Annotated in this window: 8 protein-coding genes and 1 pseudogene; 8 read left to right on the forward strand and 1 reads right to left on the reverse strand. The window is 44.1% G+C overall.

Annotated elements, in window-relative coordinates:
* Positions 1–457: 457 nt before the first annotated feature.
* Positions 458–616: pseudogene (locus BFS30_RS28235) on the reverse strand (two-component regulator propeller domain-containing protein); the annotation flags it as partial.
* 365 nt (positions 617–981) lie between these two features.
* Here BFS30_RS28235 and BFS30_RS28135 point away from each other — a divergent pair.
* From BFS30_RS28135 to BFS30_RS21100, 8 genes are all read left to right on the forward strand, one after another.
* The gene (locus tag BFS30_RS28135; protein WP_257785586.1) at positions 982–1,110 is read left to right on the forward strand and encodes a hypothetical protein; all 129 of its coding nucleotides are present in this window, start codon (positions 982–984) and stop codon (positions 1,108–1,110) included.
* Positions 1,103–4,306: a SusC/RagA family TonB-linked outer membrane protein gene (locus tag BFS30_RS21070; RefSeq protein WP_083252158.1), complete on the forward strand. Its 3,204-nt coding sequence runs from the start codon at positions 1,103–1,105 to the stop codon at positions 4,304–4,306. The genes BFS30_RS28135 and BFS30_RS21070 overlap by 8 nt, the downstream gene beginning before the upstream one ends.
* Positions 4,307–4,344: 38 nt before the next feature.
* A complete protein-coding gene (locus BFS30_RS21075) occupies positions 4,345–6,321 on the forward strand; it encodes a RagB/SusD family nutrient uptake outer membrane protein (protein WP_237028632.1) in 1,977 nt (658 codons plus the stop codon).
* A gap of 19 nt (positions 6,322–6,340) precedes the next feature.
* Positions 6,341–7,543, forward strand: a complete 1,203-nt coding sequence (locus BFS30_RS21080) for a DUF5000 domain-containing lipoprotein (protein ID WP_069381095.1) — start codon at positions 6,341–6,343, stop codon at positions 7,541–7,543.
* Between the two features lie 29 nt (positions 7,544–7,572).
* Entirely contained in the window at positions 7,573–8,826 is a 1,254-nt protein-coding gene (locus BFS30_RS21085) for a DUF4998 domain-containing protein (protein ID WP_069381096.1), read from the forward strand.
* A gap of 78 nt (positions 8,827–8,904) precedes the next feature.
* Complete coding sequence (locus BFS30_RS21090; protein WP_083252159.1) at positions 8,905–9,735, forward strand: family 16 glycosylhydrolase; 831 nt, start codon at positions 8,905–8,907, stop codon at positions 9,733–9,735.
* Between the two features lie 16 nt (positions 9,736–9,751).
* Complete coding sequence (locus BFS30_RS21095; RefSeq protein ID WP_069381098.1) at positions 9,752–10,990, forward strand: hypothetical protein; 1,239 nt, start codon at positions 9,752–9,754, stop codon at positions 10,988–10,990.
* 217 nt (positions 10,991–11,207) lie between these two features.
* Positions 11,208–15,299 (forward strand): hybrid sensor histidine kinase/response regulator transcription factor, encoded by a 4,092-nt coding sequence (locus BFS30_RS21100; protein ID WP_069381099.1) that lies wholly within the window; start codon positions 11,208–11,210, stop codon positions 15,297–15,299.
* Positions 15,300–15,453: the final 154 nt, after the last annotated feature.

A 15,453-nucleotide genomic window follows, 5' to 3' on the forward strand; every position in this document is an offset into this window, starting at 1 on the left:
TCTTTTCGGGATGATATAAGCATAGACCATATTCCTGGATATAGAGCCATATATTTTTCTGCCGGTCCGTTTTTATAGATTTTATATGATAGGAACCGGATAAGGTGCTCCCGTTTTTAAAGAGGACCTGTTTTGCAATAGTCTCATCTTTTCCATACACAAGCAGTCCCTGTCCATCGGTCGCAATATAGACGTTACCCCGATCATCCCTTGCCAATCCATTGATGGCATAAGAGGCGTTTCTGATTTCTTTTTTATGCTGAAAGCGGATCATGCTAAACTTACCGGTAGCCACATGATATAAGTTTGCTCCTTTTTTTGTTCCTACGATGATATTGTGATGTGCATCTTCCTGAATGCAGACAATGCGGTTGTCAATCAGAGAAGCCGGATCGTTGAGTTTGTTCCTGAACACCTGAAATCTGTAGCCATCATACCGGTTTAAGCCCTCGTAAGTTCCAAACCACAGGAAGCCATATTTGTCCTGATAAATACTGGTGACGGCATTGTTGGACAAGCCATTTTCTATCCCCAGATAATATAAATACGGATGATTAGCCGCGCTCGAATAAAGACTGCTCAAAAGTATGAGAACAAGACAAAAATATCCCTTCATGAAAATGTGATAGTACCCTCTGATTTGGTTAGAATTAACTTACACAAGTTACTCAATTCCGGCAGAAATAAGCCTGAAAAACGATTTCGCCCCTTATATTTTACCATAATACCCCCCATATTTATGCTGATATCCTGATTAGATTTGTATACAACCAAATAAAAAAACAGGAATCAACAAACTGAGGTATAGCTGGAGCACGGCTATATTTTTTTGCCGGAATTAATAACTGTTATATTGACGCTTAATGTTTATTAAATCTATTCCTTTTTTATAGAAAATGCCTGCCTCTTTTTAGAGCGCCCTGCCTCGAATGCCGAATACATTAAACCAAAATAAATAATTAACAAACCAAACAAACCAGTATGAAACGAACCAATGGAAGCGCCGATGCTTCTGAACTAAAGAAACACTGTTCCTGTTCCAGTCCCGGAATTTTGCAGGATGCAAACAGAAGATTAACTCACCACATAAAACAAAACAGACATGAATAAAAAGCTACTTATTTACAGCTGGTGTCTGTGCTGCTTTCTTGTGGGAATTACTTTTAGCGCATCTGCGCAAACTGAGGTAACCGTGAGAGGAATGGTAAAAGACAGTGTTGGCGGGATCCCCGCTGCAACAGTAAGACATGCAGATTCAAAAAATGGAGTGTCTACCGATCAGGAAGGACGATATACCATAAAGGTTCCTAAAACCTCAAAACTGGTATTTTCATTTATCGGATATAAATCAAAAACCATCTCTGTTGCAGATTACAAACCGAACTCTGAAGGTATCTATTTAATTTCTGTGGTCCTGTCGCCAGACAACAGCTCACTGGATGAAGTTACCGTGGTGGGCTTTGGAACACAAAAGAAAACAAGTGTCATCAGTTCCATCATCTCGATTAGTCCGAAAGAACTGAAAGGGCCTACCAGTAACCTGACCACCATGCTTGCCGGAAGGGTAGCAGGGATGGTTGCTTACCAGCGTAGCGGAGAACCTGGCGGCGATAATGCAAACTTCTTTATTCGTGGATTGGGAAGTTTTGGTGCGGGAAAGCAGGATCCCTTAATCCTGATCGACGGGATAGAATCCAGTAACAACGACATGGCACGTTTACAACCGGATGATATTGCTTCATTTAACGTATTGAAGGATGCGACAGCTTCGGCAGTTTACGGTGCACGTGGTGCCAATGGGGTCATTTTAATCATCACCAAATCAGGGGTAGATGGAAGAACAAAATTTAATGTCAGGGCGGAAACCTCTTTATCAGGCAACGTCCGGAACTTTCAGTTTGCAGACAATATCTCTTATATGAGGATGGCAAATGAGGCTTCTCTGACCAGAAACCCTTTAGCCATACTTCCTTACCTGCAGACCAAAATTGACGCCACCGCGGCAGGAGAAAATGAACTGCTGTATCCAAATAACAACTGGATCGACCTCCTGATTAAAGACCGCACCATCAATAACCGGTATAACATCAGTGCTACAGGAGGAAGTGCAAAAGCGCGCTATTATGTGGCCGGAACTTATAATGTAGACAATGGGGTATTGAAAGTGGATCAGCTGAACAATTTCAATAGTAACATCAAAATGAAAAACTATTCGGTCAGGTCCAATGTCAATTTAAACCTCACGGCAACCACAGAGGCCATTATCCGGGTGTATGGTCAGTTTGATGACTACCGCGGACCGGTTGGTGGGAGAGATGCAAATAACAACCGCATTAACGGGGGAGAGAAAATCTTCAATCAGGCCATCTGGTCAAATCCGGTGATGTTCCCAGCAGTATATCCGGCCAGCTATTCTCCTTTTACCAAACACCCTTTATTCGGGAATGCCAGAACGATCGGAGATGGAACCTATATCAACCCATACGCGGAAATGGTGAAAGGGTATGAGGATAGAAATGCATCGACCCTGCAGACGCAATTGGAACTGAAACAGGATTTAAACTTCCTTACAAATGGCTTAAATGCAAGAATGATGGCCTATGCACGCAGGTATTCCTTTTTTAATGTAACCAGACAATATAGTCCGTTTTACTATAGTTCTAATGTTCAGCCCGACGGACAAATTACTTTATCCCCGCTTAACGATGGCGGAATCGGGTCCTTATTGCCGGTAGGTGCGGAATATTTGAGCTACGGGGAGGGTGATAAAGAACTGAACTCTACTTTTTATGTGGAGACGGCCCTGAATTACAACCGGACATTTAATGATAAACATGCGGTAACGGGGATGGTCATTTCTACCATGAGAAATTACCTTTCGGGAAATGCGGGTTCCTTACAACGTTCTTTACCGTCCAGGAACCTTGGGGTCTCAGGTAGGGCTACCTATGGTTATGACAACAGGTACCTGGCCGAATTTAACTTCGGTTACAACGGTTCTGAACGTTTTTCTGATAAAAACAGGTATGGCTTTTTCCCTTCTTTTGGTCTGGGTTACCTGGTATCCAATGAAAAGTTTTTTGAACCCATCAAGTCTTTTGTGACGAGCATGAAACTGAGGGCTACTTACGGACTGGTGGGCAATGACCAGATCGGAAGGTCGGAGGACCGGTTTTTTTATATGTCTGAAGTCAACATGAACGATGGCACATATGGTGCACAGTTCGGTGAACTTTTACAGGGATATAGAAACGGGATTTCACTATCCAGATATGCCAATAACCTGATCACCTGGGAGCGGTCTAAACAGATCAACTTCGGACTTGATTTTAACCTGAAAAATGCACTGGACATCAATATTGATGTGTACCGGAATACCAGGTCGAACATCCTGACAGAACGTACTTTCTTACCTTCAAGTATGGGGCTACAGGCTCCGGTAAGGGCCAATACCAACAAAATGCAAAGCCAGGGTGTCGATTTTGCCATGAACTATAACAAGAGTTTTGCTAATGGAATGTATGTTCAGGGCCGGGGTAATTTTACCTATGTCACCAATAAAATATTAGTCTATGATGAACCCAGTTTTTCTGATAAAGAATCTTACCGGTATCATGTAGGCCGCCCGTCTACACAACGCTTTGGCTATATCGCAGAACGTCTCTTTATCGATGACCAGGAAGCGATGAACTCTCCTCAACAGTTCGGAGCGGTAGCGGGGGTTGATTACCGTGGTGGAGACATCAAATACCGTGATGTAAACCAGGACGGGGTCATCAGTGATGCGGATATGGTTCCTCTGGGACTTCCTGAATCACCGGAGATCATTTATGGTTTCGGTGGAACAGTCGGTTTCAAAGGCTTCGACCTGAGCGCTTTCTTTCAGGGATCTGCCCGTTCTTCTTTCTTTATCAATTCTGAAAATATTGCGCCTTTTGTCTTTAGTGGCGGAAGTCAGAACGGATTGTTAAATGTAATCAAAGAGAGCTACTGGTCTGAAGAAAACCGGGATATCTACGCATTCTGGCCCAGACTGAGTCAGAATTTCGTTTCCAACAACAACAAAACGTCCACCTGGTGGATGCGCAACGGATCCTTCCTGCGACTAAAAACTGTGGAGCTGGGTTACTCTCTGAAAGATAAAGCCGCAAAAAAATTAGGCTTATCGAGTCTTCGGATGTATGTGAATTCCTCAAATCTTGCGTCCATCAGCAGTTTCAAATTATGGGACCCGGAAATGGGCGGAAAGGGATTGGGATACCCGATCCAGGTGGTATATAACGTCGGTTTAAACGTAGAATTTTAAGCTAGCCTGATATTTTACGACATTTTAATTAAGAAAACATGAATCATTTAATCATAAACAAAACCAGTAAAATGCGCCGCTATTTCTACCTGGGCGTATTGCTGACGATCTCCTTCTCTTCCTGCAAGAAGTACCTGGATATCGTACCGGATAATATCCCGACCATCGATAATGCATTTACATTACGCAACGAAGCGGAAAAATACCTGTACACCTGTTATTCCTATCTTCCAAAGGATGGAGATCCGACTTATAACATCGGTTATATGGCCGGAGATGAAGTTTGGATCCCATATGACCAAAGAGAATTTGGTCCCAATGCCTGGCAGATTGCCCGCGGCTCTCAGAATGCCGCTGATCCTTACGCGGATGCCTGGAGTTCCCGCAGAGGGGGGGGAGGCCCGCAGAACAATCAGGGAGTCGGATTTTACGGATTATTTACCGGTATCCGCAATTGCAATATCTTCCTGGAGAATGTAAAAAATCCCGCTAAAGTGCTGGACTTAAGACAGGACGAAAGGGAACGCTGGATTGCGGAAGTTCAGTTCTTAAAAGCCTATTATCATTTTTACCTGCTTCGGATGTATGGCCCGATTCCATTGGTGAAAACCAATATTGACATTAGCGCCCCTGAAAACGATGTCCGGGTAAAAAGGGCCCCTTTTGATGAATGTGTAACTTATATCACGAGTCTTTTAGATTCTTCTGCAGCAGTATTACCGGTAATCATCGGCGATAGGGGTTCGGAACTGGGACGCATCACCAAACCGATTGCTTTAGCAGTTAAAGCTAAGGTCTTATTGATGGCCGCAAGTCCTTTGTTTAATGGAAATAGTGATTACAGCAGTTTTAAGGACCAGGATGGCGTGAATCTTTTTAATGCCGGTTACGATGCCAATAAATGGAAGTTAGCTGCTGAGGCGGCAAAAGCAGCTATTGAATCGGCCACAGCAGCAGGTTTTAAACTGTATGAATTTCCGGTAACGGCTTTTAAACTCTCAGACACGACCAAAAGACAGATGTCTATCCGGAATGCATTAACCGAGAGGTGGAATAGCGAACATGTATGGGCAAACCCTAATTCCCTGGCTGCAGAAGGCCTGCAAAGAAATGCCATGGCAAGAATCAATACCAATATCGGAGTAGGTACCGCAAGACAACAGCTGAGTGTGCCGATCAAAATTGCGGAGCAGTTTTATACGGTAAACGGGGTGCCTATTAACGAGGATAAAACCTTGAATTTTAACAACAAATACACGCTGAGAACGGCCATCAGAAGAGAACGCTTCCACGTCAAGCAAGGCTATACTACGGCCCGCCTTAATTTCGACAGAGAGCCTAGATTTTATGCAGATCTTGGATTTGATGGAGGGGTTTGGTATAAGTATGACAGTCCGACGAGTTCAGATTCAGCTACTTATGTATTGGAAGGGAAATCCGTTCAGCTTGCCGGTGCGAACAACTATGGCTGGTATAATGAAACCGGGTACTTCATTAAAAAGGTGGTAGACTGGAATATGGCGAGTACTTCTTCTAATATTTCCTATCGTGCTTATCCCTGGCCACAAATCAGACTGGCAGACCTGTACCTGATGTATGCAGAGGCATTAAATGAAACACTTTCTTCACCTAATGCAGAGGTTTTTGACTACATCAACAGGGTGCGCCAGCGTGCAGGCCTGCTGGATGTTCAGAAAGCATGGACAGACTATTCCAGCAATCCGACAAAATTCGGAAATCAGGCAGGAATGCGCGAAATCATTCACCAGGAACGCTTAATTGAACTGGCTTTTGAAGGTAGCCGGTATTGGGATATCCTGAGGTGGAAAAAAGCGACAGAAATGTTCAATCAGAACATTACCGGCTGGAGCGTATCTCAGGGTACAGAACAGGAATATTATAAAGTGAGGACGATTTACCCTCAGAGTTTTATTGCGCCAAGAGATTACCTGTGGCCAATAAGGACCTATGATATTACGGTGAACCCAAAACTGACGCAAAACCCTGGATGGTAGTTAAATTAAATTGAAGAACATGAGAAATAAGCATATAATGAAATTGGTTTCCTTTTTTCTGGGACTGATTATACTTAACCAAGGTTGTAAGGAAGACGAGATCAAACCTTTAACCGATAACCAGACGCCACCTGGTGTAGTTAGCAATGTGAGCGTGGAAAATGGCCCTGGAAAAGCCAAAATTACGTACTCGCTGCCGAATGAAAAAGATCTGTTATACGTAAAAGCAGTGTATACTTTAGGTACTGGAAAAGAGTATGAGGTGAAGTCGTCGATCTACAACAGCTCATTGGAAGTGGTTGGCTTTGGAGACACAGAGGAGCATGTGGTTAAACTCTACTCGGTAAATCGCAGCGAAGTGGTTTCTGCACCGGTAGAAGTGAAGGTTAAGCCACAGGAAAATGCAATCTGGTCGGTATTCAGAAGCCTGGGCATAATCGCTGATTTTGCGGGAATAAAGCTAACTGCAAAGAATACTTTTCAGTCCGACCTGGCGATTGAAGTGTTGGTTCAGAAAGACGGGAAATATGTTCAGAGTGCAAAAAATATCTATACCAAGGTGGTGGATATTGATCAGTCGGTACGGGGTTTTGATACGGTATCGCAGAAGTTCGCGGTCACCATCAGAGACCGCTGGCTCAACTATAGCGATACTTTGTATGCGACACTGAAACCGCTTTACGAAACTGCGCTCCCTAAATCAGATTATCGTCCGATTACCTTACCTACAGATGTGGCGCAGGAATATACTTCTACCAGCCTGAGCTATATGTGGGATGGAAATATCATGGACTGGCCAAGGATATCACTGACCAAGACGACGATCCTGACGCCTCAATGGGTCACTTTTGATCTGGGTAAACCGGCTACTTTGAGCAGGATTGTGATATGGGATTATCCTGAATACCTGAATTCCGGAAGAACTTATTATTACGGCGGAGGGGTAAATCAGTTTGAAATATGGGGATCTGACAATCCTCCCGGCGATGGCAGCTTTAACAACTGGACGCTGATGGGAACTTTCCAGGCTAAAAAACCATCTGGAAGTGCCTACGGGGTGCAGACAGGAGAGGACTATGCTGCTGCAAATGCAGGGTTCAGCTATAGCCTGAAAATTGGTACGCCTAAAGTAAGGTACCTCCGGATCAAGAACAACAGAAACTGGCAGGGTACCACCTTTATGTCTGTGGCCGAACTGCAGGTTTATGGTGATCCAAGATAGTTAATGACCCAAAATTTAATCCTATAAAGATGAAACATAACCTATTAAATCGCCTGTTTAAGCATCCTGGCTTATTACTGCTGGCGATGATTACGCTGTCTTTTGCCGCTTGTGAAAAAGCGGATCAATACAAAGAATTCGTTAAAGACGGAGAAATCTCCTATATCGGTAAACTGGACTCCGTGAAAGTGTATTCCGGCAAAAACAGGGTCATGCTAAGGGGCATGATTACATCAGACCCGAAAATTGTGGAATGCCGGGTTTTCTGGAACAATAAAAAGGATTCCATAGTCATCCCGGTCACCAAAGAAATGATCGCCGATACGATTCACAGGTTTATTGACATTGCTACTGAAGGTTTTCAGAACTTTGTGATTTATACCTATGACGCTACCGGAAACAGCTCCATACCGGTAAACACATCAGGGCGGACCTATGGCAACAGGTACCAAAGCGGACTGGTAAACAGGGATATTGCTACGGCAAGAACGGATGAAACTACAGGGATCACTACGGTTGATTTTCTGGGTATGGACCGGTTAACCGGTGTATTTGCGACGGATCTTACCTATACAAAGCTCAACAACCAAACGGCCACGGTGAGGATTCCCATAGATTCTTCCAGGATTTCCTTAAAGGATTTCAAATATGGTTCTACAGTAAATTACAAAACGCTGTTCTTACCGGATACAATCAGTGTAGATACCTTCTATTCGGCCATCAACACCAGAGAGATTGCAGCACCTTCGTTTATAAAGATAAACGTAACAAATACCTATCTTAAGAATGCCGGAGCTAATTTTTCGAGATCTACCTGGGACAATTCCAGATGGGGTTTATTGGCCGACTGGACCACAAGTGCCGGAGCTAAAAACGTGAACAATACTTACGGAAGTTATGAACTTAGAAACGGTTCTACGGGTATGATCTCGTTCGAAGCGGGATGGGGACTTCCTGCAGTAAACGACGGACTGATTTATCAGACGGTTACTTTACCTGCGGGCACCTATTCTTTTGAGGCCAATAACCTGGATCAGAACTCGGGTGGAACAAGGTATATCGCGGTAGCAAACGGGACTTCATTGCCGCTGGTTGCAGATATTCCTGCAACAGCGATTAAATACGGAGTGCTCAATCCTCAGCCTGCCAGTTCCACTGTGAAATTAGAATTTACCTTAACCCAAACCACTCAGGTGTCAATCGGTTTCGCGGCTACTATGGCAGCAACCGGTCAGTATACCAAAATTGGAAATGTTCGTCTTTACACGATTCAGTACTTATAAAATAACCTGAATCGAAGGTGCTGGTACATCAGCTGCCAGCACCTTTTTATTAAAAACCAATCGCCTTATTTACCAATCATGCTTACCAAAAAACCGAACTTAATTTTCGTCAGTTTGTTGTCTGTTCTTTTCTGTCAGAGGGAAAGGAGTGTTGCACAACAAAAGGCAGTACTTTTAGCAGCAATTACCAGCCAGAAACCGGTTGTTTTACTGGACTCTGCCTCGTTTAGCAGTCAGGCTAAATTTGAAACACACTGGAATATGTTTTATCCCTGGGGCACAGATCACAATGGCTCGGCAAGAATGTATAAAGAGCAGGTATCTGTTCTTTCCGGAGGAATACTTCAGATTACGGCAAACCGCCGGGAAACCTGGGAAGGCAAGAGTACTGCCGATCCCAAACTAAGAATATTTTACCATTCAGGAGCCGTTCATTGGAAAGAAAAAATAACGGTCTCGGCAAGCAAACCCCGCTGGATCATCAGCGGAGATTTTCAGGTTCCCTCGAATACCGGTACATGGCCTGCATTCTGGATTACAGGTGCCAGCAGCTGGCCGCCGGAAAGTGACATCATGGAGTTTAAAGGGACGGATACGGTTTGGCAGAATACGGCAACCGGACCGGATTGGAAACACCTGTCCTGGCAAAATAAATTGTCCCGGGTTGCCAGTCCCCAAAACTGGCATAACTATAAAATCGTGATGCAGAAGACCTCAGCAAAAGACATGAGCATTGAGTACTATGTTGATGGGGTTAAAACCGATACCCACACCGCAAACTTTGTCGGCAAACCTTTCTGGCTGATCATCAATATGCAAATGGAAGGGGATAGTGGTATCGGAGGTCAGTCTTTGCAGCACGCGGTCATGAAGGGAAAAAATGTTTATGTAGCAGCCTATTCAAACTAAATCATTAATAAATATTATGGAAACTAAATCATTGCTATTCAGTGTTGTAATTTTATCTGTTCTGTCTGTCGGATGCAAAAAGGGAGCGATTCCCATAAAAAAAGATACTACAGAACAAGTGTTATCTACTGCTACAATTCCCAGTCTGACTACTGCTGCTTTTAGCAGTGTAACCACAGTGTCAGCAACCACGGGAGGACTGGTATCCGCCAATGGCGGGGCATCGGTTACGGAAAGAGGAATATGTTACAGCCTCCGTCCCAATCCTACTATCGCTGATATGCTGGTGGTGCCGACCAGCGTTTCGGGCTCAGGTGAGTTTATCGCGAGACTGAGCGGATTAACGGCCTCTACAAAATATTATGTCAGGGCCTTTGCCAAAAACAGCGCCGGAATTGCTTATGGTAACGAGATGGAGTTGAAAACCGCAGATGTAGCCGGGGCAAGTTTCGCTTTTACGCCCATGTTTATCATCGGATCTACGCTGGCTGCCACTGATGTGGAAGTCCTTACCGATGGAGGAGATGCCGTAACAGAAAAGGGGATCTGCTGGAGTACCAGCGCTAACCCAACCATCAGCAATAATAAGTTGAAACACAACAGTACCGGTATCGGTAAATTCCGGACCCTGATCAAAGGACTGACTGAAAAAACAGACTACCACGTCCGGGCCTATGCCATAAACGCAAATGGGATAAGCTATAGTGACGATGTTGCTTTTAAAACGATACGAAAAGGTAACATGACTTACACTTTTAATAAAGCCCAAAACCCTACAGCGGATCAACTGGCGGCCTATGCCCGTCTGCAAATGCCGGTTGATAGCGCCAGCTGGTACATCAATAATTTAACCTCGGCCACAAAACACGTTTACCTGAACTATGATCCCGGAGTGCCAACGGCAGATGCCAATAATGAGGGATGGATGAGGTTTGGTGCCAGCACCGGCGTCCAGAACATCAGGACCATGTTGCATGAGATGAACCATACACTGGGAACAGGAACTTCTACCTGGTGGTCTGGAAAAATTGTAGCTGGTAAATATCAGGGTACGAATGTGAATGAACTATTGAAGAAAATCCAGAACAGCAGCGTTGATGTGAAACTGAGCGGAGATGCTCAACACTGGTGGCCTTATGGCCTGAACCAGAACTCGGAAGTGAGTTCGAGCTGGGATTATGTATACAATTGTCTGATTATCGAAGCGATGAGAAAAGATGGAATGACAGCTTATAGCGGTGCATACACACCCTAGTAAATTGCCGTTTAAATAAAGCCCCCAATATATAGTTATCCCCCTGTTTCGTCAGTATACTCCTTTTTCAAATTAAATTTGGAAAAGAAGTATGCTGGCGATTGTGTTTTATATAGCCGGTGGATCGACTATTTTGTTACATTTGAATCCTAAAAAATTTTAATAGCTGACCAAAATGCGTTTACTGCAACTCTTTACTCTTGTTACGTGTTTTTTAATGCAGTCTCCAGCCGTTCATGCCCAATCCTGGCCTTCGGACAACGGAAAAACGCTATTTGGTAATTATGCGCTTAAAACCTATACCATTTCAGATGGACTTCCCTCTAAAAATACCACAGCTACCTTTAAAGATAAAAGAGGTTTTATATGGGTAGGTACGGAAAATGGCCTGTGTCGTTTTGATGGTTATACCTTCAAAATCTTTTACCATAAGCCCGGCGACCGCTCTTCGATCAGTAATAATTTTATCAGTACCATCGTAGAGGACCGTAAGGGCCGGTTATGGGTGGGTACCATGGACGGACTAAACGTGATGGACCCCCTGACAGAGCAGTTTCAATCCTTTTATCACAATGAATCTGTTGCTTCCTCCATCAGCAATAATAAAATATGGTCACTGCTTTGCGACAAGCAAGGCGTAATCTGGGTAGGGACAGATGATGGCTTTAACCGGTATCAGGAGTCCACAAAGTCTTTCACCGTTTATCAACCCAATCAAAAATCCCCAAATGCCATGGTCGGTAAGTCGGTCAATGCGATCATTGAAGACGGACAGGGCAGGCTTTGGCTGGGTAACTGGAGCGGCGGACTAAACCGTTTCGATAAACAGACACAGCAATTTAAAAACTTTCCGCAACAGCAATTGCCGGGACATAAGAACCCGAATGATGTATGGGCACTTGCCTATGATGAAAGCGGACTGATCTGGGTGGGTACCTATTGGAACGGATTGTTTCGCTTTGACCTGAAGAAAAATACTTTCAGTGCCGTTCAGGCTCCGGGCAAAAGCAATGTTTCTTCAGACAAAAGCAGTACGGGTATTTATAGCATCACTCCGGTATCGGGGCATACTTTACTGATCGGCGGAGACAATGGTTTCCATTGGCTGGATACGCAAAATAACAAATGGGAACCCCTGAAAAACCTGGTCAATTATGCTTTTGGCGATGCGTACAAAGACCGGGATGGAATCATTTGGATCAACGCAAAAAACGGCTTTTTGAAGCTGGACAGTAAACAATATAAGTTCGACCTGAACGCACTTAAGCTTGGAGATGCGGAAGTGAAAAGCATCGCCAGTAAGGACAACCAGATCTGGCTGGGGACGAATAAAGGGTTGTACACTTTTGATTACCAGTCCGGACAGCTGTTGGCATTTAAGAAAACACACAACAGCCTGAAAAGTAACGACATCAGCAAGCTTTACTTCGATGCCAAAGGAATATTGTGGATCCTGACTGAAGACGGATTTGACAGCTATGACCCACAACGGAAAATTTTTTCCCATCATGATCACCATTCTGCTTTGGGAAGCCTGTTTAATGAGGATGTATTCCGGGATATCCTGGAAGTTGAACCGGGAATCTATTACCTGGCCACCGATGCGGGGCTTAAAATTTACAACAGCCACAACAACACCTTTAAACATTATTACAGCAATAAGAATGATCGGTATGCTTTGAGCAACAATCATTTGTATTCCTTGTTAAAGGACGAAAAAGGAGACATCTGGATCGGAACATATGGAGGCGGACTGAACCGTTTTAACCCCAAAACAGAACGTTTCCAGGTATTCCGCTCTTCAGAGCGTGCCAATGGAGGGATCAGCAGCAACATTATCCGGGCTTTGTTTCGGGATTCAAAACAGCATATCTGGGTGGCAACTCCAGATGGGCTCAATAAATTTGAGAGCAAAAACCAGAAGTTTGTGGTCTACTCTAAAAAAGATGGCTTTGCGAGCAATGTATTCAGAGACATCGCGGAAGACCGCCAGGGCAACATCTGGGTAGTTACCGAAAGTGGATTGTCTAAATTTGATCCCCTACGGATGAGGGTACGGAACTTTGATGAAGCGGATGGCATTTACGTAAACTCTGTACTGGCCAATACGGGAAAAGACATTTACCTGGCCGGGGCATTGGGAATGATCAGATTTGATCCCCTGGCCATTCCATTCAATAAAATTATTCCGCCGGTCTATTTTACGGACTTTCAGCTGTTCAATAAATCGGTTGTCCAGGATCCGGAAGGGCCACTGAAGCAAAACCTGAACCTGACCACTGAGCTGACACTGGACTATGAACAAAGTGTGTTCTCTTTCGAATTCGTCGGGCTCAATTACCGCTATCCGGAAAAGAATGAATACGCGTATAAATTGATTGGCTTTGATGAAAAATGGAACCATGTAGGAACCCAGCGAAAAGCCACCTATACGAATTTAAACCCCGGCACCTATAAACTCTGGATCAGGGCTTCAAACAATGATGGGGTCTGGAATGAACAGGGAAAGGTATTGATCATCAGCATTCGTCCGCCATGGTACTGGACCTGGTGGGCTTATACGCTCTATGCGGCCACGGCAGTGCTGCTCATCTACCTGTACCTGCTTTACAGGAATAAGCAGGCAGACCTGAAATACAAAATAAAGGTAGCGAGCATAGAAAGTGAAAAGGAAAAAGAACTCAATGAAAAGAAACTCTCTTTTTTTACCAATATATCCCATGAGTTCCGGACGCCTTTAACGCTGATCATCAATCCGATAAAGGAATTGTTGTACCATGATGATAAAAATGTAGATACCAGTAACCTCAATATCGTATACCGCAATGCAAAGCGGTTGCTCAGCCTGGTAGATCAGTTATTGCTCTTCAGAAAAGCGGATGCACAGGCCGATAAGCTGAAAGCAACGGATCTGGATATCGTCAATCTCTGTAAAGAGGTTTACCTCTGTTTTTCTCATCAGACGAAGTCAAGGGCAATTGCCTACAATTTTACCTGCTCTTCGGATCATATCTGGATTTATGCAGACCGTGAAAAGCTGGAAATTGCCATATTTAACCTGTTGTCTAATGCCATTAAATTTACACCTGACGGAGGGAGTGTCAGTCTTGAAATTCTGGAATTACCGGATAGCGTAACGATCAGGGTCATCGATACGGGTTGTGGCATTCCGGAGGCTGCAGGGGAGAAAATTTACAATAGATTTTACCAGGAAACAGAGGAAAACAGTTCTTTGAGAACAGGTTTTGGAATCGGCCTGTTCCTGGTCCGGAATTTTATCGAAAATCATGGCGGTTCCATCAAATATAGCAGTATACCGGATAAGGGAACGACATTCATCATCAGCCTGCAGAAAGGGAAATTGCACATCCATCCGGATCAGCTGCTTCCCGTTTCGGAAGGAAGTTCGGTGTTATTGATGGAGCTGGCAGCAGAGGAGGTGCATACTCAGCTGGAAGAAAGAGAACAGATTGCTGAACCGCAGGAAGAAGCGCTGGCTTCAGAAAAGAAAAGCATACTGATCATCGATGACAATAAATCAATCCGGGATTACTTAGTGACCGTTTTCAAACCTTATTATCATTTACATGTGGCCACAAGTGGAGAGGAGGGGATGACGATGATCAGGGAGTTACTGCCTGATTTTATCATCAGTGATGTGATGATGCAAGGGATCAGCGGAATTGAGATCTGCAGCCTGGTTAAAGAAGATGCAGCCTTAAGCCATATTCCGGTAGTATTGCTTACCGCCAGTTCTTCTCCGGAGATTAAACTGAAAGGACTGGAAATAGGCGCGGATGACTACATCAGCAAACCTTTCGACAAAGACTTGCTGGTAGCCCGGGTAGCGGGCATCCTGAAAAGCAAGAACAGCCTGCAGAAGTATTTTTACAATGAGATCACTTTAAATCCAAATACCTCGAAAATCTCCGCGGAATACCGGGATTTTCTTCAGGAATGTATCCGTATTGTAGAGAAACACATCACGGATCCGAATTTCAATATCCAGGTGCTGGCCGAAGAAATCGGGATTTCCCGCTCTACCTTATTCAACAAAATAAAGTCCATTTCGGGAAGGTCATCCAACAGCTTCATCCGTTTCATCCGTCTGAGAAAAGCAGCGGAAATCTTCATCAATACAGACAACACGATCTCAGAAACGATGTTCATGGTGGGGATTAACGACATCAAATATTTCCGGGAACAATTCCATAAACTGTTCCTTATGAATCCTTCTGATTATATCCGGAAATACCGTAAGAACTTTTCTAATAACATCACCTTAAGTAAGGACCTTAAAAAAAGATAAGCGGGCGTTTCCTGGTTTTTACCCCGAAAAGCGTATTTCACCCCTCACATATTGTCTGTTTGCCCCCCTGTATTCTCTTCAAAACCATCGAATTTAGCCTTTGTCAACACCATACAAAGATCCTGATCCGGCTGTGCGCAGGCCGGATCCGACA

The sequence above is a fragment of the Pedobacter steynii genome (genome assembly GCF_001721645.1).
GTDB classification, from domain to species: domain Bacteria; phylum Bacteroidota; class Bacteroidia; order Sphingobacteriales; family Sphingobacteriaceae; genus Pedobacter; species Pedobacter steynii_A.

Coding starts and splice junctions, on each gene's coding strand:
- BFS30_RS28135 (WP_257785586.1), top strand. CDS start 982: ATGAAACGAACCAATGGAAGCGCCGATGCTTCTGAACTAAAGAAACAC.
- BFS30_RS21070 (WP_083252158.1), top strand. CDS start 1,103: ATGAATAAAAAGCTACTTATTTACAGCTGGTGTCTGTGCTGCTTTCTT.
- BFS30_RS21075 (WP_237028632.1), top strand. CDS start 4,345: ATGAATCATTTAATCATAAACAAAACCAGTAAAATGCGCCGCTATTTC.
- BFS30_RS21080 (WP_069381095.1), top strand. CDS start 6,341: ATGAGAAATAAGCATATAATGAAATTGGTTTCCTTTTTTCTGGGACTG.
- BFS30_RS21085 (WP_069381096.1), top strand. CDS start 7,573: ATGAAACATAACCTATTAAATCGCCTGTTTAAGCATCCTGGCTTATTA.
- BFS30_RS21090 (WP_083252159.1), top strand. CDS start 8,905: ATGCTTACCAAAAAACCGAACTTAATTTTCGTCAGTTTGTTGTCTGTT.
- BFS30_RS21095 (WP_069381098.1), top strand. CDS start 9,752: ATGGAAACTAAATCATTGCTATTCAGTGTTGTAATTTTATCTGTTCTG.
- BFS30_RS21100 (WP_069381099.1), top strand. CDS start 11,208: ATGCAGTCTCCAGCCGTTCATGCCCAATCCTGGCCTTCGGACAACGGA.